Source organism: Pseudomonas sp. 910_23 (assembly GCF_052850795.1).
Genome location: NZ_VXCZ01000009.1, coordinates 176,853 through 202,221, shown reverse-complemented (window position 1 = coordinate 202,221; position 25,369 = coordinate 176,853). Strand labels below are relative to the sequence as shown.

Annotated in this window: 27 protein-coding genes; 13 read left to right on the top strand and 14 right to left on the bottom strand. The window is 61.0% G+C overall.

All coding sequences use genetic code 11. The features are described from left to right. Positions 1-168: 168 nt before the first annotated feature. Positions 169-1,167: a FecR family protein gene (locus FW800_RS13735; RefSeq protein ID WP_103734833.1), complete on the bottom strand. Its 999-nt coding sequence runs from the start codon at positions 1,165-1,167 to the stop codon at positions 169-171. Between the two features lie 63 nt (positions 1,168-1,230). After that, positions 1,231-1,752 (bottom strand): RNA polymerase sigma factor, encoded by a 522-nt coding sequence (locus FW800_RS13730; protein ID WP_032879370.1) that lies wholly within the window; start codon positions 1,750-1,752, stop codon positions 1,231-1,233. A gap of 205 nt (positions 1,753-1,957) precedes the next feature. On the opposite strand from FW800_RS13730, the gene aroQ reads away from it, so the two are divergent. Both aroQ and FW800_RS13720 read left to right on the top strand, forming a co-directional pair. Continuing rightward, the gene (gene aroQ, locus FW800_RS13725) at positions 1,958-2,404 is read left to right on the top strand and encodes a type II 3-dehydroquinate dehydratase (RefSeq protein WP_005791645.1); all 447 of its coding nucleotides are present in this window, start codon (positions 1,958-1,960) and stop codon (positions 2,402-2,404) included. After that, the gene (locus FW800_RS13720) at positions 2,404-3,252 is read left to right on the top strand and encodes a shikimate dehydrogenase (RefSeq protein ID WP_446437807.1); all 849 of its coding nucleotides are present in this window, start codon (positions 2,404-2,406) and stop codon (positions 3,250-3,252) included. The genes aroQ and FW800_RS13720 overlap by 1 nt, the downstream gene beginning before the upstream one ends. Before the next feature lie 80 nt (positions 3,253-3,332). Here FW800_RS13720 and FW800_RS13715 read toward each other — a convergent pair whose 3' ends face one another. Both FW800_RS13715 and quiC read right to left on the bottom strand, forming a co-directional pair. Continuing rightward, positions 3,333-3,998 (bottom strand): TetR/AcrR family transcriptional regulator, encoded by a 666-nt coding sequence (locus FW800_RS13715; RefSeq protein ID WP_032879366.1) that lies wholly within the window; start codon positions 3,996-3,998, stop codon positions 3,333-3,335. A 75-nt stretch (positions 3,999-4,073) separates the two neighbouring features. Beyond that, positions 4,074-5,975, bottom strand: a complete 1,902-nt coding sequence (gene quiC / locus FW800_RS13710) for a 3-dehydroshikimate dehydratase QuiC (RefSeq protein WP_228309006.1) — start codon at positions 5,973-5,975, stop codon at positions 4,074-4,076. Between the two features lie 226 nt (positions 5,976-6,201). Here quiC and FW800_RS13705 point away from each other — a divergent pair, with 226 nt between their 5' ends. Beyond that, positions 6,202-7,536: an MFS transporter gene (locus FW800_RS13705; protein WP_446437806.1), complete on the top strand. Its 1,335-nt coding sequence runs from the start codon at positions 6,202-6,204 to the stop codon at positions 7,534-7,536. A 1-nt stretch (position 7,537) separates the two neighbouring features. Here the strand turns inward: FW800_RS13705 and FW800_RS13700 are convergent, their stop codons facing one another. Further along, positions 7,538-8,416, bottom strand: coding sequence for a DMT family transporter (locus FW800_RS13700; RefSeq protein WP_446437805.1), 879 nt, complete (start codon positions 8,414-8,416; stop codon positions 7,538-7,540). Between the two features lie 184 nt (positions 8,417-8,600). Between FW800_RS13700 and FW800_RS13695 the strand changes: the two genes are divergently transcribed. Genes FW800_RS13695 through FW800_RS13685 form a run of 3 tightly spaced genes read left to right on the top strand, consistent with a single transcriptional unit; the run spans position 8,601 to position 10,919 of the window. Then, positions 8,601-9,011, top strand: a complete 411-nt coding sequence (locus tag FW800_RS13695) for a lipoprotein (protein ID WP_446437804.1) — start codon at positions 8,601-8,603, stop codon at positions 9,009-9,011. A gap of 45 nt (positions 9,012-9,056) precedes the next feature. After that, positions 9,057-9,944 (top strand): KPN_02809 family neutral zinc metallopeptidase, encoded by an 888-nt coding sequence (gene ypfJ, locus FW800_RS13690; protein ID WP_032879358.1) that lies wholly within the window; start codon positions 9,057-9,059, stop codon positions 9,942-9,944. Next, positions 9,945-10,919 (top strand): alpha/beta hydrolase, encoded by a 975-nt coding sequence (locus tag FW800_RS13685; protein WP_446437803.1) that lies wholly within the window; start codon positions 9,945-9,947, stop codon positions 10,917-10,919. It begins immediately after the preceding gene. A gap of 132 nt (positions 10,920-11,051) precedes the next feature. Here FW800_RS13685 and FW800_RS13680 read toward each other — a convergent pair whose 3' ends face one another. The 3 genes from FW800_RS13680 to FW800_RS13670 are packed head-to-tail and all read right to left on the bottom strand — an operon-like array spanning position 11,052 to position 13,113. Beyond that, positions 11,052-11,639 carry an HAD family hydrolase gene (locus FW800_RS13680; protein ID WP_032879354.1) on the bottom strand — a complete coding sequence of 196 codons (588 nt, stop codon included), beginning with the start codon at positions 11,637-11,639 and terminating at the stop codon, positions 11,052-11,054. After that, on the bottom strand, positions 11,636-12,505 hold the full coding sequence (tesB, locus tag FW800_RS13675) for an acyl-CoA thioesterase II (protein WP_005791655.1): 870 nt from the start codon (positions 12,503-12,505) through the stop codon (positions 11,636-11,638). Before tesB ends, FW800_RS13680 begins: the two co-directional genes overlap by 4 nt. A gap of 38 nt (positions 12,506-12,543) precedes the next feature. Further along, entirely contained in the window at positions 12,544-13,113 is a 570-nt protein-coding gene (locus FW800_RS13670; RefSeq protein WP_032879351.1) for a GNAT family N-acetyltransferase, read from the bottom strand. 76 nt (positions 13,114-13,189) lie between these two features. Here FW800_RS13670 and FW800_RS13665 point away from each other — a divergent pair, with 76 nt between their 5' ends. Further along, positions 13,190-14,110 carry a histone deacetylase family protein gene (locus FW800_RS13665; RefSeq protein WP_005791657.1) on the top strand — a complete coding sequence of 307 codons (921 nt, stop codon included), beginning with the start codon at positions 13,190-13,192 and terminating at the stop codon, positions 14,108-14,110. Positions 14,111-14,281: 171 nt separating this feature from the next. After that, positions 14,282-15,508, top strand: a complete 1,227-nt coding sequence (locus FW800_RS13660; protein ID WP_446437802.1) for a TIGR03862 family flavoprotein — start codon at positions 14,282-14,284, stop codon at positions 15,506-15,508. Between the two features lie 138 nt (positions 15,509-15,646). Here the strand turns inward: FW800_RS13660 and FW800_RS13655 are convergent, their stop codons facing one another. Both FW800_RS13655 and yedA read right to left on the bottom strand, forming a co-directional pair. Next, positions 15,647-16,981, bottom strand: a complete 1,335-nt coding sequence (locus FW800_RS13655; protein WP_446437801.1) for a DEAD/DEAH box helicase — start codon at positions 16,979-16,981, stop codon at positions 15,647-15,649. A gap of 48 nt (positions 16,982-17,029) precedes the next feature. Beyond that, positions 17,030-17,926, bottom strand: a complete 897-nt coding sequence (yedA, locus tag FW800_RS13650; RefSeq protein ID WP_005791660.1) for a drug/metabolite exporter YedA — start codon at positions 17,924-17,926, stop codon at positions 17,030-17,032. 160 nt (positions 17,927-18,086) lie between these two features. Between yedA and FW800_RS13645 the strand changes: the two genes are divergently transcribed. Continuing rightward, the gene (locus FW800_RS13645) at positions 18,087-18,548 is read left to right on the top strand and encodes an Lrp/AsnC family transcriptional regulator (protein WP_056845799.1); all 462 of its coding nucleotides are present in this window, start codon (positions 18,087-18,089) and stop codon (positions 18,546-18,548) included. 417 nt (positions 18,549-18,965) lie between these two features. Beyond that, positions 18,966-19,277: a DUF6124 family protein gene (locus FW800_RS13640; RefSeq protein WP_446437800.1), complete on the top strand. Its 312-nt coding sequence runs from the start codon at positions 18,966-18,968 to the stop codon at positions 19,275-19,277. A gap of 139 nt (positions 19,278-19,416) precedes the next feature. Here FW800_RS13640 and FW800_RS13635 read toward each other — a convergent pair whose 3' ends face one another. From FW800_RS13635 to FW800_RS13625, 3 genes are all read right to left on the bottom strand, one after another. After that, the gene (locus FW800_RS13635) at positions 19,417-20,028 is read right to left on the bottom strand and encodes a 3'-5' exonuclease (protein ID WP_124401988.1); all 612 of its coding nucleotides are present in this window, start codon (positions 20,026-20,028) and stop codon (positions 19,417-19,419) included. Between the two features lie 25 nt (positions 20,029-20,053). Next, positions 20,054-20,530, bottom strand: a complete 477-nt coding sequence (locus FW800_RS13630; protein ID WP_043050665.1) for a LabA-like NYN domain-containing protein — start codon at positions 20,528-20,530, stop codon at positions 20,054-20,056. Positions 20,531-20,650: 120 nt separating this feature from the next. After that, a complete protein-coding gene (locus FW800_RS13625) occupies positions 20,651-21,373 on the bottom strand; it encodes a DUF2076 domain-containing protein (protein WP_228309010.1) in 723 nt (240 codons plus the stop codon). A 182-nt stretch (positions 21,374-21,555) separates the two neighbouring features. Between FW800_RS13625 and FW800_RS13620 the strand changes: the two genes are divergently transcribed. Further along, positions 21,556-22,215, top strand: coding sequence for a YciC family protein (locus FW800_RS13620; RefSeq protein ID WP_057703350.1), 660 nt, complete (start codon positions 21,556-21,558; stop codon positions 22,213-22,215). A gap of 41 nt (positions 22,216-22,256) precedes the next feature. Next, on the top strand, positions 22,257-23,345 hold the full coding sequence (locus FW800_RS13615) for an endonuclease/exonuclease/phosphatase family protein (protein WP_248161578.1): 1,089 nt from the start codon (positions 22,257-22,259) through the stop codon (positions 23,343-23,345). A gap of 3 nt (positions 23,346-23,348) precedes the next feature. Here FW800_RS13615 and FW800_RS13610 read toward each other — a convergent pair whose 3' ends face one another. Continuing rightward, entirely contained in the window at positions 23,349-24,116 is a 768-nt protein-coding gene (locus FW800_RS13610; RefSeq protein WP_032879335.1) for a hydroxypyruvate isomerase family protein, read from the bottom strand. Positions 24,117-24,305: 189 nt separating this feature from the next. Between FW800_RS13610 and FW800_RS13605 the strand changes: the two genes are divergently transcribed. Continuing rightward, on the top strand, positions 24,306-25,208 hold the full coding sequence (locus FW800_RS13605) for a GntR family transcriptional regulator (RefSeq protein WP_005791674.1): 903 nt from the start codon (positions 24,306-24,308) through the stop codon (positions 25,206-25,208). Positions 25,209-25,369: the final 161 nt, after the last annotated feature.

Genomic DNA, 25,369 nt, shown 5'->3' with positions numbered 1-25,369 from the left:
GCAAGACGCGCGAGACGCGAGAAGTCAGTAAGGCTTTTTAGAAATTTTTAATGAGGGTTTGAAAACCAGCCCGCGTGTGGCGAGGGAGCTTGCTCCCGTTCGACTGCGCAGCAGTCGCAAGCAAGCTTGCTCGCCACAGGACAGAGCTGCTGCCGATAACGCGAAAGGTCAATAGATCAGGCTGAGGCCGGCCAGGTCCAAGCGTTGCACTTGAAGTTCCTGAGTCAGGGTGGCGAGTGCGCTGTCGAGCATGTCCAGGCGGAAGACACCGCTGACTTCGCGCTCACCCAAGGCCGCGTCGGTCAACACTACCCGCCCGGGGCGGTAACGGTTGAGTTGCTCGATAACCTTGGCCAACGGCTGGCGGTCGAAGATCAACACACCGCGCCGCCAACTGGTGGCGCGATCCACATCAAACTGATCAAGGCTGACCACGCCGTCACTTAGGCTGTAACGCGCAGCCTGGCCTTGCTGCACAACGCGCTCGACCGGGCCTGTGGTGGGTGAGGCCTGCATAGACACCTCGACGCTGTGCTGCAGCACACCGACCCAGGCCTGGCTCTGGCCCTCACGCTCGACCACAAACCGCGTGCCCAGCGCCCGGGTCTGGCCCCCGGCGCTGTGCACCACGAACGGCCGGGTTTCTTCGCCTTTCATCGGCGCCACATCAAAAACCGCCGAGCCCTGGAGCAGGCTGATACCCCGCTGCACGCCATCGTAATCCAGGCGAATGGCGCTGGCGGAATCCAGCTCCACCCTACTGCCGTCCGCCAGGTGCACCGTGCGCACCTCTCCCTTTTGCGTGACGTAGTCGGCCTGCATGTGCAGCAACACGTCGGGCCCGCGTAGCCAGCCGACGCCGGCCACCACCACGACCAGCGCCACAGCGGCTGCACGTTGCCACGGCCTTCTGCGTTTGGTGCGGCGCACGGGCGGGGTCGGCGCGGCTGGCCGTTGTCGGTGTACGGGCTCGTCCTTATGTACTTCACCCAATGCCGCCCAGGTCTGCTCGGCAAACCGCAGCGCCCCTTCGTGACGGCTGTCGCGGGCGATCCACTGGCGCAACTCGGCCTGCTCCTGTTCGCTCAGGGCACCGGCGTGCAGGCGCACCGCCCATTCGGCAGCCGCCTCGGTAATGCTGTGCTGTTGCGGACCCTGGCTATTCACGTGTGAATCTCGAATTTTCGTTATGTAGACGCTCTGACGTCTGGCCTGGCATTTTTCGGTAATTCATTCGTCGGATGGCGCCACCTCGCCTTCCTGCAAGCGCTGCATCACATAGGCCAACGCCTTGGCCAGATGCTTTTGCACTGAGCTGTCGGAGATAGCCAGGTGCCGGGCGACCTGGGCGTGGGTCATGCCTTCGATACGGTTCAAGCGAAAAATCTGCTGGGTGCGCTCCGGCAGTTCCGCCAGTGCCTGCTTCAATGCCTGTCGCTGTTGCTGCGCCATTGCCTGAGCCTCCAACCCGGCCACGTCATCTTCGATCTCGGCCAGCGCCTCATGGGGCACGGTGTCGGTCTTGCGCCGCGCTTCCTGACGAATATGGTCGATCAGCAGATTGCTTGCCGTTCGATAGAGATAGCCCTGGGAGTTGTCGATGCGCTCACCGGCCGGTTTTTCCGCCAGCCGCAGGAAGCTCTCCTGCACCAGGTCTGCGGCCAATTGCGGGTCCCGTACCTTGCGCGCCAGATACCCGCGCAGGGTATCGGCGTGCTTGAGAAACAGGCCCTTGAGATCCACGTCCGACAAACCGACTCCCTGGAATGTATAGGAAACAGGCGGGCATCTTAAGCGTTGTCGAGAATGATTTTCAATTGATATCTAATCTGATCGGGCCGTAAGAGGTTGTTGATAACAGTTCGATAACCGCACAGATCCGCTGCGATCAATTGACCAAACTAACCAACCAGTACATTTTACCCACATAACCAATAAGAACTGTGGAGATCCCGCTATGCCGCCCATCGTGCTGGTGCTCAACGGCCCCAACCTCAACCTGCTCGGCACCCGCGAGCCGGCCACTTATGGCCATGAAACCCTGGCTGACATCGCCGCCCTGTGTGGTCGCAGCGCTACTGAACTCGGGCTGAAAATCGAGTTTCGCCAGACCAACCACGAAGGCGAACTGCTCGACTGGATCCACGGCGCCCGTAACCGTTGTGCGGGTATCGTGATCAACCCGGCAGCCTGGACCCACACCTCGGTCGCGATCCGCGATGCGCTGGTGGCCAGTGAAGTGCCGGTGATCGAAGTGCATTTATCCAACGTGCACGCGCGCGAAGCGTTTCGTCAGCATTCATTTGTATCGCCCATCGCCAAGGCCGTGCTGGCCGGGTTTGGCAGCCACGGCTACCACCTGGCGCTTGAGCACTTCAGCCAGACACTCAAGGGACGCGCCTGATGAAACCGCGCATTCTCGCCGGCCTGATCGGCGCCGGTATCCAGGCTTCCCGCACCCCTGCCCTGCATGAACTCGAGGGTGACGCCCAGGGCCTGCGCTACCTGTATCGCCTGATCGACCTTGAGCCGCTGCACCTGGACCTCGACGCCCTGCCGGAATTACTGCGGGCCGCCGAGCTGATGCACTTCAACGGGTTGAACATTACCTACCCGTGCAAGCAGGCGATCCTGCCCCTGCTTGATGACTTGTCCGACGAGGCCCGGGGCATTGGTGCAGTCAACACCGTGGTGTTCAAGGACGGTAAACGGATCGGCCACAACACCGATTGCCTGGGCTTCGCCGAAGGGTTTCGCCGCAACTTGCATGACGTTGCCCGCCGACACGTGGTGCAGATGGGCGCCGGTGGCGCGGGCGCAGCGGTGGCCCATGCGCTGCTGGCAGAGGGGGTCGAGCACTTGAGCATTTTCGACGTGGACGCCTCCCGCGCCCGCGACCTTGTGGATAACCTCGCGCAGCGCTTCGGCCCTGGTCGTGCCCAGGTCGGCACTGATCTGAAAAATGCGATGGCCGAGGCCGATGGTTTAGTCAATACCACGCCGATGGGCATGACCAAGCTGCCCGGCACACCGGTCCCCGCTGCGTTGTTGCGGGCAGGGTTGTGGGTCGCGGAAATCGTGTATTTCCCGCTGGAAACCGAACTGCTGCGCGACGCCCGCGCATTGGGTTGCCGCACCCTGGATGGCGGCAACATGGCGGTGTTTCAGGCGGTGAAGGCGTTTGAGTTGTTCAGCGGTGAAGTGGCGGATGCAGACAGGATGCTGGCGCACTTCCAGAGCATGAATGGCTGACTGCCGAAACAGAGTTCAAATGTGGGAGGGGCGGTGCGACGATTCGACTTGCCCCCTCCCACATTGGCCCAGCGCTGAACTCAGGCTTGCAGGTAGCGCAACACCGACTCGCAGATCATCTCCCGGTGCCGGTGCTTGATCGCCTCGTCCGACAGTTCGATCTGGAATATCTCGCTGAAGGTATGCCGGTTGGAGACCCGGTAAAAGCTGAACGAATTGATCAACAGGTGCACGTCCAACGGCTCCAGCCCTTCGCGAAACAACCCCAGTTCGGCGCCACGGCGCAAGGTCTCGCCCAGCCCTTCGAGGATCTTGCTGTTCATCGCCTTGATGGTCTCGGTGCGTTTGACGTACTCGGCGTTGTGGATATTTTCGATGCTGACGATGCGCACGAAATCCACGTTCTGGTCATGGTGATCGAAGGTGAATTCCACCAGCCGGCGAATCGCCTCACGCGGCTCCAGGGCCGTGAGGTTCATGCGGGTTTCAGTGTTGCGGATATCGCCGTAGAGCTTCTCCAATACCTCGACGTATAACTGCTCTTTACTGCCGAAGTAGTAATAGATCATGCGCTTGGAGGTGTGGATGCGCTCGGCGATGGCGTCCACGCGAGCGCCGGCCAGGCCCTGTTGAACAAACTCGACAATGGCTTCCTGGAGAATATTCTCGCGGGTCTTTTCCGGATTGTTCTTGCGACTCTTGCGCGGTGCGTCAGCTACCGCGGGGAGATCGGGACTCGGGGTCATGGTGCGCTCACGGCCATTGTTTGCAGGCGCTGATTATGGGCCGCGGCGCTTCCCGAAGGAAGCACCTGCCTGCGGTTATAGCCGGGCCTGGCGTACCGCCCCACTGCGCGACTTGGCCATCGCCGCCAGACGCACCGCTACGTTGGCCGCGCCGTAGCCGGCATAGCCGTTCTTGCGCTGGATGATCTCGAAAAAAAACCGCCCTTCGAACGCCTCGGTGTACACATGAAACAACTCACCGCCCTGGGCGTCGCGGTCGTACAGCACGTTGTAATACGCCAGCTCACTGAGGAACTCATCGTCGAAATCGAAGCGCGCCGCCAGGTCGTCGTAATAGTTGAGTGGAATATCCAACAACGGCACGCCGGCCTCTTTGGCCCGACGCACCTCGGCGAAAATATCCGCACAATCGAAGGCAATATGGTGCACGCCCGAACCGCGATAGCTGGAAAGCGCGTGGGAAATCGCCGTATTGCGGTTTTCGGAGATGTTCAGCGGCAGGCGAATCGAACTGCAACGGCTGCGCAACGCACGGCTCTTCACCAAGCCGTAGGGGTCGGGCAGCACCACTTCGTCATCGGCTTCGAAATCCAGCAGGCTTTTGTAGAACAGCACCCAACTGTCGAGGCTGTCCGCCGGCAGCGCCATGGCCATATGGTCGATGCGCAACAAGCCACCGCTGGCGGGTGTGGCCGCTTGCAGGTTGAAATCGGTGTCGTACAGCCCGCCTTCGCTGGGGTCCACCAGGTAGATCAGGCTGCCGTCCGGCGCACGCACCGCGGCCAATTCCAGCTCGTTGGGGCCGACCAGGCCGCGATAAGGCTGGCCCTTGTAGGCCACCGCACGCTCCAGGGCCTTGGCGCTGTCCTTGACCCGAATCGCGGTGGCGCACAGCGATGGGCCATGGGCCTCGAAAAAGTTGTGGGCGAAAGAATAGGGTTCGCAGTTGAGGATCAGGTTGATGTCACCCTGGCGCAACAGGCTCACATTCTTCGAGCGATGCTGACCGGCCTTGGCGAAACCCAGGCGCTCCAGCCAGTGGGTCAGTTTGGCGCCGAGGCTTTCATCCACGGCAAATTCAAGAAACTCGATACCGTCATATTCGCTGGCCGCCGGGGTTTCAAACAGGATGTCCACGGGCGCAGCGGGGGCTTGTTCAGCCAGGCGTTGGCGGGTTTTTTCTTCCAGGTATAACAGTGACCGCAAGCCATCCGCCGCATTCGCCCGAGTCGGCGCGGCGCGGAAACCGTCGTTGAAAATTTCCAGGGACAACGGCCCGGTGTAGCCACTCTGGATGATTGGAGCAAGAAAGCCCGCCAGGTCGAACTCGCCCTGCCCCGGGAAGCAGCGGAAATGCCGGCTCCACTCCAGCACATCCATGGCCAGGATCGGCGCGTCGGCCATTTGCACAAAGAAAATCTTGTCGCCGGGGATCTGCGCAATGGCGCTGGGGTCGCCCTTGAGCGACAAGGTGTGGAAGCTGTCGAGCAACACGCCCAGGCTTGGGTGATCGATCTGGCGCACCAGGTTCCACACCTGCTGCCAGGTGTTCACATGCTTGCCCCAGGCCAATGCTTCATAGCCGATGCGCAGGCCGCGCTTGCCCGCGTGTTCGGCCAGCAGGCTCAAGTCATCGAGCAGAATACGTTCGTCGCCCACGCTGTCGGCCGAGGCATTGCTGCACACCAATACCAGGTCGGTGCCCAGCTCTTGCATCAAGTCAAACTTGCGCTCGGCGCGCTCCAGGTTGCGCGCCAGGCGGTCGCGGCGGCATCCTTCGAAGTCGCGAAACGGTTGGAACAAGGTGATGGCAATGCCCAGGTCGGCGCACATCTGCCTGACTTCCCGGGGGCTGCCGTCGTAATACAACAAATCGTTCTCGAAGATTTCCACCCCATCAAACCCGGCGGCGGCAATAGCCTCAAGCTTTTCCGGCAGGGTGCCGCTCAAGGACACAGTGGCAATAGAACGTTGCATGGAAGACTCCCGGCAATTGTTGTTTGTGGCAAATTATTCGCCCCCAGCCTACAGGCAGCAATTAAAATGTACGAACCGGTTAGTTTTTGGTGCGATTATCGAACACTATGCCCGTTTGGCGAATTGACGACTTTTTAACCACTGCGCACCATCGACCGGGCAATTCGTTCACGTAACAAAGACCCAGAACACACCATAAGAATTTCAAAAAAACGGGTACGACCTCATGCCTCTGCAAAATCCAGCCCTGGCCACGCGCCCGGGCAACCCGCACGCCGGCATCGGCGACAAGATCCGCGGTGCCCTGGCCGTGGGTAAAACGCGCTGGGGCATGCTGGCCCTGGTGTTTTTTGCCACCACCCTGAATTACATCGACCGCGCCGCCCTGGGCGTGATGCAACCGATCCTGGCCAAAGAAATGAGCTGGACGGCGATGGACTACGCCAACATCAACTTCTGGTTCCAGGTCGGCTACGCCATCGGCTTTGTGCTGCAAGGTCGCCTGATCGACCGCGTAGGCGTCAAGCGCGTGTTCTTTTGCGCCGTGCTGCTGTGGAGCCTGGCCACCGGCGCCCACGGTCTGGCCACTTCGGCGGTGGGCTTTATGGTCTGCCGGTTTATCCTCGGTCTGACCGAAGCCGCCAACTACCCCGCCTGCGTCAAGACCACACGTTTGTGGTTCCCGGCGGGTGAACGTGCGGTGGCCACCGGCATCTTCAACGCCGGCACCAACGTCGGCGCGATGATGACGCCGATGCTGCTGCCGTTGATCCTGCACGTGTGGGGCTGGCAGGCGGCGTTCCTGTGCATGTCGGCACTCGGCGCGATCTGGCTGGTGTTCTGGGGGTTGAAGTACTACAACCCGGAAGACCACCCAAGCGTTAAACAATCGGAACTGGACTACGTGCAACAGGAAGTCGAGCCCGAACAGCCCCGCGCGCCGTTCAGCCGCATCCTGCGTATGCGTGGCACCTGGGCCTTCGCCATCGCCTACGCGCTGACTGCGCCGGTGTTCTGGTTCTACCTGTACTGGCTGCCGCCGTTTTTGAACCAGCAATACAACCTGGGCATCAACGTGACGCAGATGGGCATTCCGCTGATCATCATTTACCTGACCGCCGACTTCGGCAGCGTGGGAGGCGGGATTCTGTCGTCATTCCTGATCGGCCGCGGGATGAACTCGATCAAGGCGCGGCTCTTGTCGATGCTGCTGTTCGCCTGCTGCATAGTCGGTGTGATCATGGCGGCCGGCTCCAGCCAGCTGTGGGTCGCGGTGTTCGCCATCTCCCTGGCCATCGGCGCCCACCAGGCCTGGACCGCCAACATCTGGAGCCTGGTGATGGACTACACGCCCAAGCACATGATGAGCACGGTGTTCGGCTTCGGCGGCATGTGCGCGGCCATCGGCGGCATGTTCATGACCCAGATCGTCGGCCATATCCTCACGGTGACCAACAACAACTACACCGTGCTGTTCACCCTGATCCCGGCGATGTACTTCATTGCGCTGACCTGGATGTACTTCATGGCACCGCGCAAGATTCCTACCGTCGACCTTTGACCTACCTGCGCCGCTGCTGCCAGGCAGCGGCCAACCCGCTCATGCAGATCACCCCGATACCGACCACCGTGGTTGTATCGGGGGTATGGCTGAACACCAGCCAGCCCAACAACCCCGCAAACACAATCTGGCAATAGCCAAACGGCGCCAGCAAGGCCGGCGCCGCAAAGCGGAACGCCTGGGTGAGCATCAGGTGTGCCGTCATCCCGCAGGTCCCCAGTGCCAGCATCAGCACGCCATGCCACAGGTTCGGCACCTGCCAGAAGAACGGCACCATGGCGCTCATGACCAGGGTATTGCACAGCCCGGCGAAGAAGTTGCTGGTGGTCGGCGTATCGAACTTACTGAGGATGCGCGTCAACAGTTGGTAAAAACAGAAGAACGTCGCCGAACACAACGGCAACAGCACCGCCGGCGTGAACAGTTCGCCGCCGGGATGGATGATTACCAACACCCCGATAAAGCCGCAGATCACCGCCAGCCACTGGCCGCGTGTCACATGTTCGCCCAACAGCGGCACCGACAGCGCTGTCACCAGGATCGGCGCGAGGAAGTTCACCGCCGTGGCTTCGGCCAATGGGATGTAGTGCAATGCGGCGGTGAAAAACAGGCTGGTGCCCAACAGGCACAAGGCACGTACCACCTGCATACCCGGGCGCTTGCTGCGCAGCACGCGCAAGCCTGATTGCGGCAGGAAGATCCCGGCCATCAGCAGGGTGTGCACCAGGTAGCGCGCCCACACCACCATCACAATGGGGTAGAACCCGGCCAGGTATTTGGACAAGGCGTCGTGGCTGGAGAACAGGAACGTCGCCACCACAATCAGCAGGATGCCTTTGAAGGGATGGTTGACGCCTGAGAGGGGGGTACTGACAGTCATGGAATTCTCTTGCTGGCGGGCTGAACGCGATGGTACTCAACCCGGTAATCTAGCAGCCGGGCCAGCGCCTGCTCCAAGAGCATAACCAAACAGCGGGCGAACAGCGCACTAAATCACTGGAATCGAGTCCAACCCTGCACGCTCGCCCAGGCGTTGCACACTTTTTAATCAAGGCCTTGCCGCTATGAAAAAAATCCTCTTTGTTCTTTCTGCCCTCGCCCTGCTTACCGCCTGCGATAAAGCCAAGGAAGCCCCCAAGCCCGCGCCGCCGTCTGTACAGGCGACCCTGGTGCCGCAAACGCCCCCCACCGATCAATGGGTCGGCAAATGGATCGGCGTCGAAGGCTTGCACCTGACCATCGCCAAGGACGACAGCATCGGCCGCGGCCACTACCTTCTGACCATGCAATACGGCCTCGACGCCGACGATGCCGGCATCTTCAAAGGTGAAGCGAACGAAGATGGCATCGCCTTCACCCGCCCCGACGGCCCGCAGCTGTTGCGCGCCGGAGACGGCGCCGCCACCGGCCTGAAATGGCTGGCGGATAAAAAAGACTGCCTGATCGTGACCACCGGCGAAGGCTATTGCCGTTAATACCGACCATAATCAATCACGGTTAGCACACAGAGGAATGCTCCCATGCTATGGAAAAAAGGCCGACGCAGCGACAACGTGGTGGATGCCCGCGATGACAGTGGCGGCGGCGGTGGCGGTATGCGCTTTGGCGGCGGCAAGGGCCTGAGCCTGACGGCCATTGTGCTGATCGTCGGCATTGGTTGGCTGACCGGCCAGGATCCGATGCAGATCCTTGGCCAGTTGACCGGCCAGATGGAACAGGCGCCGTCGGTGAGTTCGCAATCGCGCCAGGCGCCACCGGCCAATGATGAGCACGCCGATTTTGTGCGCGCGGTGTTGGGTGATACCGAAGACACCTGGGGCCAGGTGTTCCAGGAAAACGGCCTGGCCTACAAGAACCCCAAGCTGGTGCTGTTCCGTGGCCGGGTGAACTCCGCCTGCGGTGGCGCCACCTCGGCCAGCGGCCCGTTCTATTGCCCGGCTGACCAGCAGGTCTACCTGGACCTGGATTTCTTCCGCGAAATGTCGCAACGCTTCCAGGCCGCCGGCGATTTCGCCCAGGCCTACGTGATTGCCCACGAAGTCGGGCACCACGTGCAAACCCTGCTCGGCATCTCGTCCAAGATCCAGGCGGCGCGCCAACAGGGTCGGCAGATGGAAGGCGATGGCGGCCTGCTGGTACGCCAGGAGCTGCAAGCCGACTGCTTTGCCGGGGTGTGGGCCAATCGGGCGCAAAAACGCCTGAACTGGCTGGAGCCCGGCGATATCGAAGAAGCCCTGAATGCCGCCAACGCCATTGGCGATGACCGCTTGCAGCAACAGGGACAAGGGCGCGTGGTGCCGGACTCGTTTACCCACGGCACCTCGGCGCAACGGGTACGCTGGTTCAAGACTGGCTTCGCACAGGGCCAGATCACTCAATGCGATACCTTCGCGGCCAAGAGTCTCTAAATGATCAAACGATTGGGGTTGCTGCTGGGTGTGTTCGTGTCCTGCTGCACCCTGGCGGCCGAACACGGCGTCAAGGTGGTCAGCCCCGATCGCTTTCATCTGGAGGCCGGCGAGCTCAGCCTCGGCGTGAGCCAGGACTGGCGCCAGCCGCTGCCCAAAGTCACACGTGCGCTGATCATCGTGCATGGCCGCCTGCGCAATGCGCAGACCTACCTGCAAAGCGGTATCGACGCCGCCACCCATGCCGGGGTTGGCGGCACTACGCTGGTGATCGCGCCGCAGTTTCTGAATCAATCGGACGTGAAGCGTAACCATCTGGGCAATCAGGTATTGCGTTGGAAGCGCAACGACTGGATGGCTGGCGAAGCTTCCACCGCGCCTGGGCAGGTCAGTTCTTATGGCGCTCTGGACCAGATCATCAAGCACCTGGGCAACCGCAAGCTGTTCCCGGCGCTGAAGGAAATCGTGATCGCCGGGCATTCCGGTGGCGGCCAGGTCGTCCAACGCTTCGCCCTCACCGGCCATGACCACCCATTGCTGCAGAGCGAAGGCATCAGCCTGCGGTACGTGGTGGCCAACCCATCGTCCTACGCCTACTTCAGCCCGCAGCGGCCGGTGCCGTTCGATACGGCCAGTTGCCCAAGCTTCAACGACTGGAAATACGGCATGCAAAAGCTGCCCGATTACGTGGGTGACCGAGGCGCCCAGCAACTGGAAAAAGCCTACGTCTCACGCGACATCACTTACCTGTTGGGCCAGCAGGACACCGACCCCAACCACCCGGCACTGGATAAAAGCTGCGAGGCCGAAACCCAGGGTGCGTATCGGCTGATTCGTGGGCACAACTACTTTGGCTACCTCAAACTGCGCCATCCGCAGTTGAGTCACAAGCTGGTGGAAGTGCCGGGGGTGGGGCATGACGGGGATAAGATGTTTACCTCGCCAGAGGGAGAAAAGGTGCTGTTTGCCCAGTAGCACCTGAAGGAACCCAATCAAAATGTGGGAGGGGGCTTGCTCCCGATAGCGGTGTGCCAGCTAAACATAGGCTGGCTGACACACTGCAATCGGGAGCAAGCCCCCTCCCACATTTGATCTCCGTCGCCTGGGTTAGATCATTCGGCGCAGCGCCGCACAATCCTCGGCATGCCAATCCGCCAACTCCGGCCACGGGTTATCCGGCAAGTTCACCAACACCGTCCTGGCCCCCGCCGCCCGGCCACAGTCCAGGTCAAAGCGATAATCCCCCACCATCACCATCTCGCTCGGCGCTACCCCCCAGGCCGCCGCCAGTTTCAACAGGCCACCCGGATCAGGCTTGTGCGGCGCGTCATCACGCCCCAGCACATCCTCAATGGCAAAGCAGTCCGCCAAGCCAATCGCATCCAGGGTGATATGGGCCAGCTCCCGCGCATTGCGGGTCAGGATGCCCAGGCGATAACCACGCCCGGCCAATTCCCTTACCAACTCAACGGCACCTTCGGCCGCGACCGAACCCAGCGCCAACTCGCGCTCATGCTCCAGCAGCCAGGCATGTTTGGCTGCCGCGACATCCGCCGGCAATGCAGCCAGGTGCGTGAGGATGTCGTCCTCAGGCGCAATCTCCAACGCCACGCGAATGGCGGCAAAGTCATGCACTGCCACCGTCAGCGTGCCGTCCATGTCGAACACCCAATGTTTAACGTCTGACAGGCTCATGCCCAGTCCTTGCGATGGCGGATCAAGCCTTCCTGGGTCACCGATGCCACCAGTTGCCCGGCGCGGTTGTACACGCTGCCGCGGGAGAAACCCCGGGAGTTGCCGGCCCATGGGCTATCCATGGCGTACAGCAACCAGTCATCGGCACGCAGGTCGGCGTGGAACCACAGCGCGTGATCGAGGCTGGCCACCTGCATGTCTTTTTGCCACACGGTCTTGCCGTGGGGCAGCAACGAGGTGGTCAACAGGCCGAAGTCCGAGGCGTAGGCCAGCAAGTACTTATGCAGCGCCGGCGAATCCGCCAGGGCGCCGTCGGCACGAAACCACACGTACTTGACCGGGTCGGACGGCTGCGGGTTGAACGGGTCTTTTTCGGTGACCGGGCGCACTTCGATGGGCTTGGGGCACAGCAGCTTGTCGCGCATGTGCTCGGGGATCAGGTGCGCACGCTGTTGGGTCAGCTCCAGCTCCGACGGCAGATTCTCCGGGCCCACCACCACCGGCATGGTGGTCTGGTGCTCGAAGCCAGCTTCGTCGTACTGGAACGAGGTGGTACAGGTAAAGATCGGATGGCCCTTTTGAATCGCGGTGACACGGCGCGTGCTGAAGCTGCCGCCATCGCGCACGCGGTCCACCGAATACACCACCGGCAACGCGGCATCGCCAGGGCGCAAGAAATAACCGTGCAGGGAATGCACATGCCGCGCTTCTTCTACGGTCTGGCTGGCCGCCGACAACGACTGGCCGAGCACCTGGCCGCCGAACAACTGGCGAAAGCCCAGGTCCTGGCTGCGGCCGCGAAAGAGGTTCTCCTCGATCGGCTCCAGGGTCAGCAAGTCCACCAGATCTTCCAATACTTGGCTCATAGAGCAACTCCTACAATCAATAGGGCATTCCGGGCTGCTTATCCGTGCAGCGTGTCCAACCATTGGGCGCGGGTGATGCGGTACAAAACATGCGGGCGCAGCGGGTCACCGGCTGCGACTTTGGGGTGTTCGAAATCTGCCTGCGGATCGTAATGCATACCGATGGCCTGCATGACTTTTTGTGACGGCAGATTGGCCTCGGTGGTAAAGGCGACGACTTCGTCCAACTGCAAGCGATCAAAGCCGCAGCGCAATGCCGTCCAGGCCGCCTCACTGGCATAGCCCAGGCCCCAATGCTCACGGGCCAGGCGCCAACCAATCTCCACCGCCGGGGTGAAGCCCGCTTCGAAGCTGACATTCGCAAGGCCCGTCACGCCGATAAATTCACCGGTGTCTTTGCGCTGCAACGCCCAGAAACCAAAGCCATATTCAGCGAAATGCCCGCGAATCCGGCCGATCAGCGCGGCGCTCTCCAAGTGGCTCAATTGAGCCGGAAAGTAGCGCATCACCTGCGGGTCAGCGCACATGCGCGCAAATTCCGGCAGGTCGCTGTCGCGCCATTGGCGCAGCACCAAGCGTGCACTTTCCAATTCCAGTATCGGCTCCATGGGTCCCCCTGCCTTGCCATGTGCGTGAGTGTACAGCGCTGTTAAGATCCTTCGCAGGTTCCCGTCAGAAAATCCCATGCCCTTGCCATTGATCTACCACGAAGACTACAGCCCTGAGTTCCCGGCGGACCACCGCTTCCCCATGGACAAGTTTCGCCTATTGCGTGACCACCTGGTGGACAGTGGCCTGACCCAGGACAGCCAATTGCTGCGCCCGCAGCTGTGCCCGGCAGACATCCTGGCCCTGGCCCATGAACCTGGGTATATCGAGCGCTACATGGGCGGCGAACTGTCTCGCGAAGACCAGCGTCGCCTCGGCCTGCCCTGGAGCGAAGCCCTGGCGAGGCGCACCGTGCGTGCGGTGGGTGGCTCGATACTGGCGGCTGAACAGGCCCTCGAACATGGCCTGGCCTGCCATTTGGCCGGTGGTACCCACCACGCCCATTACGATTATCCGGCGGGCTTCTGCATTTTCAACGACCTGGCAGTGATCAGCCGCTATCTGCTGGCCAGCGGCCGGGTCAATCGCGTGCTGATCTTCGATTGCGACGTGCACCAGGGCGATGGCACTGCACGCATCCTCCACGACACACCGGAGGCCATCACCGTGTCGCTGCACTGCGAAAAGAACTTCCCGGCACGCAAGGCCCAAAGCGACTGGGACATCCCGCTGCCCATGGGCATGGGCGATGCCGACTACCTCAAGGTAGTGGATGACGCGCTCAACTACTTGCTGCCGCTCTACCAGCCCGACCTGGTGCTGTACGACGCTGGCGTGGATGTACACAAGGACGACGCCCTCGGTTACCTCAAGCTGACAGACGCAGGCGTCGCCGCCCGCGATGAAAGCGTGATGCGCCACTGCCTGGGCCGCGACATACCGGTGATGGGCGTGATCGGCGGCGGTTACAGCAAAGACCGCCCCGCCCTCGCCCGTCGTCACGGCATCCTGCATCACAGCGCGCAGCGGGTGTGGACGTCATCAGGCTGTCATTGAATTCTGGGTGTTACTCACAATGCCTGTGGAACGGCCTGTGGATAACTTGAGCGTAAGCGGCTGCAAGCGAGTGGCCGCATGGCCTGTAGGAAAGTGTACGTTTTTTGATCAGGCAGCGGCGTCGTGGTCGGGTAGAATGCTCGGCCTATTCACATCACCGTAGCCCTGCCCATGCCTCAGACTTCTGCCCACCACGTCTCCATTATCGGCGGCGGCCCCGCCGGGCTGATGGCTGCCGAAGTCTTGAGCCAGGCGGGCGTGCAGGTGGACCTGTACGACGGCATGCCTTCAGTGGGGCGCAAGTTCCTGTTGGCAGGTGTGGGCGGCATGAATATCACCCACTCCGAAGCCTACCCGGCGTTTCTGTCGCGCTACGCCGAACGCGCCCCGCACATGGCCCCGCTGCTGCGCAGCTTCGGCGCCGAGGCGTTGTGCGAATGGATCCATGGCCTGGGTATCCAGACCTTTGTCGGCACCTCCGGCCGCGTATTTCCTACCGATATGAAAGCCGCGCCCCTTTTGCGCGCCTGGCTCAAGCGCCTGCGGGAGCAAGGTGTGGTTATCCACACCCGGCATCGTTGGACCGGTTGGAATGCCGAAGGCGATTTACTTATCCACAGCCCGGACGGCGATAAAGTTGTCCACAGCGACGCGGTGTTGCTGGCCCTGGGCGGCGGCAGTTGGTCGCGCCTGGGCTCCGACGGTGCGTGGCTGAACCTGTTTGAAGGCAAAGGCCTGCCCTATGTGCGCCTGCAACCGAGCAACTGCGGGTTCGAAGTGTCGGCGTGGAGCGAGTTGATGGTCAGCAAATTCGCTGGCGCACCGTTGAAAAACGTCGCCATTGGCCTGGGGGATGACAAGCCTCGGCTGGGTGAATGCGTGATAACCGCCACCGGTATTGAAGGCAGTTTGATTTACGCCTTGTCGGCGCCGATTCGCGAAGCGATCAACCGCAGCGGTGCGGCCACGGTGCATATCGATTTGCTGCCGAGCAAGCCGCTGGACAAAGTGCAAGCAGCATTGGCCAAGCCCCGGGGTTCGCGGTCAATGAGCAAGCATTTGCACAGTCAGTTGGGGTTGGATGGCGTGAAAGCCGCCCTGCTGCGCGAGCTGACGCCCGCTGAACACTTCACCGATCCGGCGCAGTTGGCAGTGGATATCAAGGCGTTGCCGCTGACATTGGTGAGGACGCGGCCGATGGATGAGGCGATCAGCACAGCGGGGGGTGTGCCGTTTGAAGCGCTGGATGAGCGGTTGATGCTCAAACCATTGCCTGGGGTGTTTTGTGCGGGGGAAATGCTGGACTGGGAGGCGCCCACTGGTGGGTATTTGCTGACGGGGTGTTTTGCCAGTGGCAGAGCGGCTGGGCGGGGGATGTTGGAGTGGCTTGAGCGCTGAGATCTGGGGTGGGTTCAAAGCCGCCATCGGGAGCAAGTCGAATCGTCGCACCGCCCCTCCCACATTTCGAACTGTGAAATACAGTCCCAGTGTGGGAGGGGGCTTGCTCCCGATGAGGCCATCAGCCACAGCGCAAAATCACTTCTTCTTACGCGGCCCAGTATTAAACACCGGCACCTTGCGCACCGGCTTGATCGACGGCTCAGCCGGCGCCACGTCACCACTGTCCACCCACTTGCCCAGGTTGCGCTTACCGCCACCACCGGACGCTTTGGGTTTCTTCGGCTTTTTCGGCTTCTTCACCACCTGCCCGCTGGCATCGGTATCCGGTACACGATGCTCCGGCTCGAAATCCGCTTCCATTTTGCGGGTAAGGGTCTGGCGGGTCAGCATCTCGATCGCCGAGAGCATGTTCACCTCATCAGCGCACACCAGGGAAATCGCCTCCCCAGTGTTGCCCGCACGCCCGGTACGGCCGATACGGTGGATGTAGTCCTCGGCCACGATCGGCAGGTCAAAGTTGACCACCAGTGGCAGGTCTTCGATATCCAGGCCACGGGCCGCCACATCAGTGGCCACCAGGATTTGCACCTCGCTGGTCTTGAAGCGGTCCAGTGCGCGTTGGCGGGTAGCCTGGGGCTTGTCTCCATGGATGCCGTCGGCGTTGATGCCCAGGCCCTGCAACTTGTCCACCAGGGCGTCCACGCCGTTGCGGGTCTTGGCGAATACCAATACCTGCTTCCAACGGCCCTTGCGCATCAGGTGCACAAACAGTTCCGGCTTGCGCTTCTTGTCCACCGGCACCACCCACTGCTTGACGGTGTTGGCAGCGACGTTGCGCGGACTGACTTCGATGCTCAGCGGGTCGTTGAGCATCTGCCCGGCCAGCAGGCGGATGTCATCGGAGAAGGTCGCAGAGAACAACAGGATCTGGCGCTTTTTCGGCAACATGCGATAAATGTTGGCAAGCTCTTCGGAGAAGCCCAGGTCGAGCATACGGTCGGCTTCATCCAGCACCAGGGTTTGCAGCTGGTTGAGCTTCAGCGCGTTCTGGCGGAACAGGTCGATCAGGCGGCCAGGGGTGGCGACCAGAATGTCGACGCCTTTGCGCAGCTTCATCATCTGCGGATTGATGCTTACCCCGCCGTACACCGCGTAGGTGGTCAGCGGCAGGTGCTGGGCATATTCAGCGACGCTGGCGTGAACCTGCTCGGCCAGTTCGCGAGTCGGGCACAGGATCAGCGCACGCGCCGAGTTGGCGGCGACTTTCGGCCCTTCCATGGTCAGCAGTTGCAGCAGCGGCAAGGCGAAACCTGCGGTCTTGCCGGTGCCGGTCTGGGCCGCGGCCATCAGGTCGCGACCGGCCAGCACCGCCGGAATGGCTTGCGCCTGCACCGGCGTCGGGGTCTGGTAGCCAAGCGTCTCAAGGGCGCGCAGCAAGGGTTCGATCAGGCCAAGGGTGGCGAAAGTCATGTAGTTACCGTAGGAAAAATTCAGCGCAAGGGCGTAATGCGCGGCAGTTTACCTTATTTCCGGCTTGGGCTTGCGCCACTGGGGCAGGCTGATCAGCAACACGGCGCTGATGATCACCAACATCGCCAAGGCCTCCTCCAGGCCGATGGTCTCACCAACAAATACAATCCCCAGCAACACCGCCACCGCCGGGTTCACGTAGGCATAGCTGGTCGCCGCTGCCGGACGCACATGCTTGAGCAGGTACATATAGGCGTTGAAGGCGATGATCGAGCCGAATACCGTGAGATATGCCAGGGCCAGCCAGCCTTCCAACGGCGGCATGGCCTGCAGGTGCTCGCCCGACAGCGCGCTGACAATCAGCAGCGCCACGCCGGCCACGAGCATTTCCGCGGCACTGGCCATGGCGCCTTGGGGCAGTGGCAGGTGGCGGCTCCACACCGAGCCGAAAGCCCAGGAGGCCGCCGCAACCAACAGCAAAACTGCACCCGATGGGCTTGATTGCAAGGTACTGCCCATATTGAGCATGGCGATGCCGATGATGCCCAGGATCACCCCGGCCCACTCCAGCCGCGTATTACGCGCGCCCCAGAAAAACCCACACAGCAAGGTGAACAGCGGCACCGTCGCCACCGCCAGCGCGGCCACGCCGGACGACACGCCCATGTGTTCGGCCACACTGACGCCGCCATTGCCCACGGTAAGCAACAAGATGCCGATCATCCCGGCCGCCTTCCACTGCGGCCATGTCGGCGCCGGCACCCCGCGCCACCGGAGGAAGCCATACATCAACACGCCTGCCGTGCAAAACCGAATGCCCGCCAGCAACAACGGCGGCCAGTACTCCACGCCGATACGGATCACCAGGTAAGTAGAACCCCAGATCACATACAACGCAAAAAAGGCGGCGATCAACGGTAAGGGAAAGCGACGTGGGCCAGGCATTGGGCGGCTCTATGGCAGGAAATGGGAGGCTTATTCTAGAAAGGCAGGTGGCTAAACATAAGTTACAAAACCTGTTTAAACCGCCCATACACTTTTCAAAACATGGTTATGAAGGCTATAACCCGTGCTTTCGAAAGCCACACGCAACTGGAGCCTTACCATGGACAAATACGACCGCATGCTCCTCAGCGCTCTGCTCGAAGACGGCCGCGCCTCCTACGCGCAACTGGCCCGCACGGTAAACCTCTCCGCCCCCGCCGTGGCCGAACGCGTGGCCAAGCTTGAGGCCAGTGGAGTGATCACCGGGTACCAGGCCAAAGTGGACTTATCCAAAGTCGGCTTGCCGATTCAGTGCGTAATTGAACTGCGGCTGACCAATCACGGCAGCCAGAAGGTGTACGACGCCCTGGCGCAAATTCCCGAACTGACCGAATGCCACCGGGTCACGGGCGACCCGTGCGTGATCATGCAAGCGGCGGTAGGCACCATGCCGCAGCTGGAAGACCTGATTAATCGAGTGGCGAAGTTCGGGTTCAGCAAGACCTCGATTATTTTGTCCAGCGCCATAGAGCGGAGGGTGCCGTTGGGGCAGTTGGAAGCCAATGGGAAAAATGCTGGCTGACCTGCCGCCATCGGGAGCAAGCCCCCTCCCACACTTGATCTGTGAACACCTTCAAAATGTGGGAGGGGGCTTGCTCCCGATGGCGTCATTAGCTTCATCGCAAGACCAATCTCTTTCATTTGCGGGACGTTTCCGAGAGAATCCCACGGCCTTGTTTCCGTCGGATTCGGTAGCTAGTCTCGTCCTGTCATCGAATGTTCGGTGACCGGACGTGCAAGTCCGACGACGGTAATACGCATAGCCTTAACTCTCTACGCCTGGGTGTATCTCTGGCGCTAAGTGTCATGGCAGCTGTACGCGGGAGATCTTCGGATCTACCGGACTCCGTCTCGGTCTTGCACACCTGCGTACTGCTGCCACCCTAATTCGTGTGCAAGCGATCGGTTGCAGCTTCTTACCTGACGGAGAAGTTTCACCATGGTCAAAAAAGTCACCCCCGATCCACCCAAGTCCAAAACCGACTTCCTCAGCGAAGACGCCCTGCTCCACCGTCGCGCCATCGACTACTACCTCAAGGCATCCGCCCCGGATGCGCCGATCTTTATCCTGAATGACAACCTGAGCTTCGAAGACGCCCTGGCCCATGCGGCGGATTTGTTGCATTGCGCGGTGGAGACGGCACATGCCTCGGGTGAGGTGATGAAGGCGCCACAGCGGGCGGTGATGCATTTGGTGGAAATGGCGAAAGGCGTAGTGGACCAGGCGTTGGAGTGCACACAGCCTCGATAGGCGACACATAACCCATGTGGGAGGGGGCTTGCTCCCGATGGCGGTGGGTCAGATACAGATGAGCTGACTGACACACTGCTATCGGGAGCAAGCCCCCTCCCACATTTGGATCTTTGGTGTGCTTGAGAGGGTGGCTGGTTTAGAACCCGCGATGCTTCTTCAGATGCTCATTGATCTTCGCGGCAGGCACTTTCTGCAAGGTGCATAACAGGTCATGGGACAGTTCGCGCAGGCCGTGGGTCTGGCGCAGTTGCTGGGCCAGGTGGGCCGTGAGGTTGGCGGCCATTTCCGCATCCGCCAGCGCCCGGTGAGCCTGGCCGGTGTGGGGCAGTTTGGCGTAGGTGTTGAGGGTACCGAGCTTGTGGTTGGGTGCGGCCGGCATCAGGCGGCGGGCCAGCAGCAGGGAGCAGGCGAATTTCTGCAGGCGGGTGCGGCGGATCAGGCCCAGTTCAAAGTCCCAGAACTTCTGGTCGAAGGCGGCGTTGTGCGCCATCAAGGGCGTGGTGCCGACGAATTCATTGACTTCGTTCATCACCCGCTCAGCCGGTGGCGCGCTGCGCAGCATGGCGTTGCTGATGCCGGTAAGTTGTTCGATAAAAGCCGGTACGCGCACGCCGGCGTTCATCAGGCTCTGGTAGCGGTCCACGATTTGTCCGCGCTCGAGGATGACGACGCCAATCTCCGTAGCCCGGCAGTGGCTGCTGGGGGTGATGCCGGTGGTTTCAAAGTCGATGACCGCTATACGTTCCAAACCTGTTCCCACTCCGTCTAACAATTTATTTGAGCAGCAACGCGCCTTCGATCGGCACGTAGCGGCTGGCGGCGCGGATCAATGAATTGGCCGTCAGCCCGGGCACGCCATAGGCCACGGCTTCGACGCCATGCTTGTGAATGACACGGTCGAGCAGCATGTCGAAATCGCCATCACCGGAGGCCAGCACGATTTCGTCGACATGGTCGGCGGCGTCCATGATGTCGATGGTGATGCCTACGTCCCAGTCGCCCTTGGCCGAACCGTCGCTGCGCTGGATATACGGTTTGAGTTTTACCGTAAAGCCCAGGTTACGCAGGATCTGCTGGAATTGCTGCTGCTTGCTGTCGCCGCGGTCGATGGCGTAGGCATAGGCCTCGACGATCTGCCCGCGGGCGCCGATGTCAGCCCACAGGGCAGCGTAGTTGAAATGGCAGCCATAGGCTTGGCGCACGGTGTAGTAGAGGTTTTGTACATCGGCGAACACTGCAATTTTCTTCACCGCACTTCCTCATGGACAGCCAGGCGCCAGCGCCTGGAAAGGGCGCCAGTATGCCAGCCAAGGGAGCGTTTCCGGGAAAAAATCAGACCGGAGCGCCGTGGCGCCCCGGGCCAAGAGGTGTCAGACGAAGGAATCGTCGTCGCCGAAGGAAGAGGAATCGTCGGAATAATCGCTGTCAGCCAAGTTGTCAGAGTTGTTGCCCCAACTGTCATTGCCGGCAAACTTCTGGTCATCGTTGCCCCAGTCACCCTGGTCGCTGGCCGGTGCCGGTTGTTCGATGATTTCTTCCACCACCTGTGGCTGCGAGTTGTGATGGAACAGGCTGCTGATACCTTCGGCGAGCAACACACCACCGGCCACACCGGCAGCGGTCTTCATGGCACCGCCGAGGAAGCCGCTGCCCACGGGTGCGCCAGCCGGTGCTTGCGGCGGTTGATAGTTTTGCTGCGGTGCTGGCTGGTTGAACGACGGCCGCGCCGGCTCACGCCAGCCGCCACCGGAGTTGTTCGGCGCAGGCTGTGGCTCGCGGGAGCTACCGCCAAAGATGCTCGACAGGAACCCACCACCACTGGCCGGCGCCGGTTGCGCCGACTTGGCCCGCTGCAGTTCGTCCTGCAATTGCTGGATCTGTTGCGCCTGCTGCTTGTTCTGCGCATCCAGAGCCTGGAGCGCATGTTCCTGCACCAGCAATGACTGGGTCATGTAGTACCCGGCGGCGGGTTGGCGAGTCATGTGCTCCTTGATCCGCGCTTCGGCCTGGGCGTCGCGGGGGGCTGAGTCCGTTTCGGCTTGCTGCAACCGTGAAAACAGTCCATCGATCAGGGTTTGCTCTTCGCTGTTCATGGCGACCTCGTTAGATTGCCGATAAAAAATTCCGGTCCCGCCTGTGATCAGGCCGGGTGCCTTCCAGTTATGGGGATGTTACGAGTTGTTTCAATGGTCTTTACTCAAGGTTTACGTTTGCGCCCCTTGGACCCTGATCGGTTAAAGTGTGGCCCTCTGCTTCCAGGCCTGTGATGACCCTGATGAATCCGTTAGACGTTTTGCGCGACTCCTTGCGTTTTACCCAGCGCAACCTGGGCGCCATCGTGCAGTTGTGCCTGCCGTTGGTGATCCTCGAAGCCCTGCTGCAACAAATACTGGACCACACGCTGGGCCCGGATGCGTTTCCCGGCTACAGCGTAGTCGTGGGTTTATTGGTGTACCCGCTGTACACCGGCGCCCTGATCCTGTTTCTCGACGCCCGCACCCGTGGCGAGTCGCCACGCACCAAGGATGTATGGGCCATGGCATTGAGCCTGTGGCCGCGCTTCGCCCTGCTGACGGCCATGAGCACGTTGCTGATATTGCTGGGCCTGTCGCTGTATTTCCTGCCGGGCTTGTGGCTGATGGTGGTGTTGGCGTTTGCCGAATACCTGCTGGTGCTGCGCGGTATGCCGGCGTTGGCGGCGATGAAGGAAAGCTTTCGCCTGACCCGCGGGCATTTCTGGCGAATCCTGGTGTGCCTGCTGTGCGTGATGACGCCGTTGTGGCTGCTCAAGGGTGCCAGCGTAGCGGCGTATCCCGAGCCCGCGCCGCTGCTGGGGCTGTTGATGGACAGTGCGCACAGCTTCCTGCAGTTGTTTACCAGCGTGGTGCTGTTCCGTTTATTCATGTTGATCGGTGGCGACGCCGACGCGCGGTGATATGCTCCGTGCCTCTTCTGACACGCATATAAGCCGAGCCGATGACCCGTTTATTGCGCATCACCCTGTTGAGCCTGTTGATCATCGTCGGCCTGCTGGCCGCGCTGATCTACAGCCTGACCTGGCGCCCTGCCGACAAAGAAACCCTGCCCGTCAGCTGCGTGGCACCCCGTGCGCCGACGCTGCTGCCGGGGCAGGCGCTCAAGGTCATGACCTGGAATGTGCAATACCTGGCCGGCAAGAACTACGTGTTCTGGTACGACACCCCGGACGGCAGCGGCCCGGACGATCGCCCTACCGTCGAAGACATGGCCTTCAGCCTCGACGAAGTGGCCCGGGTGATCCGCGACGAACAACCCGACATCCTGCTGTTGCAGGAGCTCGACGAAGGCGCCAAACCGTCCCACTATCAGGACCAGCTTGCGCTATTGCAGGAGCGCCTGGTCGACCTCTACCCGTGCAGCGCCCAGGCCTTCGACTGGAAAGCCGACTTTGTGCCCAGCCTGCATATCTTCGGCAGCGTCGGGCGCAAGCTGGCGACACTCAGCCGCTACCAGATCGAGCACGCCGAACGCCTGCAACTGCCGACCGCCGATGCCAACGTCATCAGCCGCCAGTTCCAACCCAAGCCAGCTCTGCTGCTGACATATCTGCCCTTGAGCGACGGCGGCCAACTGGCGGTGCTCAACACCCGCCTGGACGGCGGCGCACCTGGGCGCAGCGCGGTGCAGGAGCAAGTGGCAAGCACGGTAAAACTGCTGGATAAACTCGAAGGTCGCGGCACACCCTGGTTGATTGGCGGGGATTTCAACCTGCTGCCACTGGGCCAGTTCCTGCGCCTGGACGCTGGCAAGCGCGGCCAGTACTCGCCGGACAGTGAGTTGCATCTGCTGTGGGACAAATACCCGATGATTCCCAGCAACAGCCAATCCAGTGGCATCGACCGTGAGAAATGGCTGACGCACTTCCCCAACGACCCAAGCCTTGATGGCCCGGATCGCACCCTGGATTACCTGTTCTACAGCTCGCGGATCAAACGCGTGGAGGCGAAGGTGCGCCAAGACGATACGTTGCGTATTTCCAACCACCTGCCGGTGATCGCCCGCTTCCTGCTGCCTGCCGCACAATAACCCCTAGGGTTTCAACACCTGGGCCCGCAGCGGCTTAAGCCACTCAAGGCTTTCAACCGTGGTGCCGGATGGGCGGTACTCACAGCCGATCCATCCTCGGTAGCCACGCTGCTCCAGCGCCGCGAACAAGGCGGCAAAGTCCATGGTCCCGGTGCCCGGCTCGTGACGCCCCGGGTTGTCGGCGATTTGTACATGGACGGTCCTGTCGTAAAACTGCGCCAGTACCCCGGCTGCGTCGCCGGTCAAAAGCTGGGCATGGTAAAGATCCAGAATCAGCCCGACACTCGTAAAGGTTTCCAGCACCTGTTGCGCCTTGTTGAAGTCAGACATGTAATAGCCGGGCATCGCCTGCGGGCAGATCACTTCAATAAGCGCGCGCAACCCCTGATCTTCGAGGTACTTGACCGCGTATTCCAGGTTACTTGCGTAGGCAGGCGCGCTCTCATCCTGGGGCGTGGTCACGCCAGACATGATGTGCACATCCGAGCAGTTCAGCGCCTTCGCATAGCGGGCCGCCTCGCGCAGCCCATCGCGAAATTCCTGCTCCTTGCCCTGCAAGGCAGCGATGCCTTTGGTAACACCTGCCGGCGCTGCGAACTGAATCAACGGCAGGTTGTATTGAGCCAGGTGATCGGCGAGCAGGCTGGCGTCAAATTCATAGGGCGATGGGAACTCCACCGCCCTGAAACCGGCAGCGGCGGCGGCTTCGATGCGTTGCAGAAAAGGCAATTCGTTGAACTGGAAACCGAGGTGAGCATTGAATTTGAGCATGGGTAACTATCCATCCTGGGAATAAACAAATCATCAGCCTGGAGCCTCATTCGCGGCTCCAGCGCCGCGCGATTGAAAGTGGTCAGTGCAAATACTCATGCTCTTCGTATGGTATTTTCCCACTCCAGTGCGGTGGGGGCATCTGCCCCGACGGGAACGGACTGAAGCTAACCATTCGGAATAAAACCTGTGATCAAGAAAGACCTCGCCCTGCAGTTGGCCCCACGCGTCATCGACATGGTTCGCGCCCGTTCGATGAAAGCCGGTGAGCCCTTGCGCGAGCAGACATTTGCGCAAGCGCTCGGGGTGTCGCGCTCGCCGATCCGGCGGGTTTTTGCCTTGCTCGCCGAGTGGGACCTTGCCATTCAAGAGCCCAATCGTGGCTATTTCCTCAAACAAGGTGCCGGGCAGATTCAGGAAGCCGCAGTCCCTTGCGCCAGCGATCCGTTCGAGGACTTTTACCTTCGCGTGGTCGACGACATTCTGAGCGGAGAAATACCGGCGCACTTTTTCGAAGCGCAGTTGTTGCGACGCTATGAGGTGCCCCGGGGGCAGTTGCTCAAGGTGCTGAACCGGTTGGCCGGCGAAGCCATGGTGGAGCGTAAGCCAGGCCAAGGGTGGGGCCTCAAGGACTTCGTGCATAACACGCAGGCGCATATTCATAGCTACCGTTTCCGGATGGCCATCGAACCGGCAGCGCTGCTTGAGCCCGGTTATCAGGTCAATCACGCCGCGTTTGCCCAGGCCAGGCAACAGCAACAGGCCTTGATCGACGGCGAGATCCAGACCTTGTCTCGCGCGCAACTGTTCCAGCTGGGTGCCCAGTTTCACGAAATGATCGTGCAGTGCTCCGGCAATGTTTTTTTCATCGACGCCATACGCCATCAGAATCAGCTCAGGCGCTTCATGGGCTACAAGGCCAACATTGATCGCACGCGTCTTAAGGCGCAATGCCAGGAACACATCCATTTGCTCGACCTCATCGAGTCTGATCGGCGTGAAGAAGCCGCACAGTTTCTCTGGCGCCACCTGGATCAAGTCGGCCGACTCAAGACTGATCAACGCGCAGTGCCAGAAGAAAGCCAAATCTAGAGCACGTCACTGACTACCCGTCAGTGCCGCAGCTTCGCCATCACCGCGCCCAATAACGGGCCAAGCAGCCTAGCACAATTGTTTCTGATCAAAACAGAATACAAAAAAATCACCAAACAGTTAATTTTTTCACTACATATTGTATTTCGTTACAACAATAG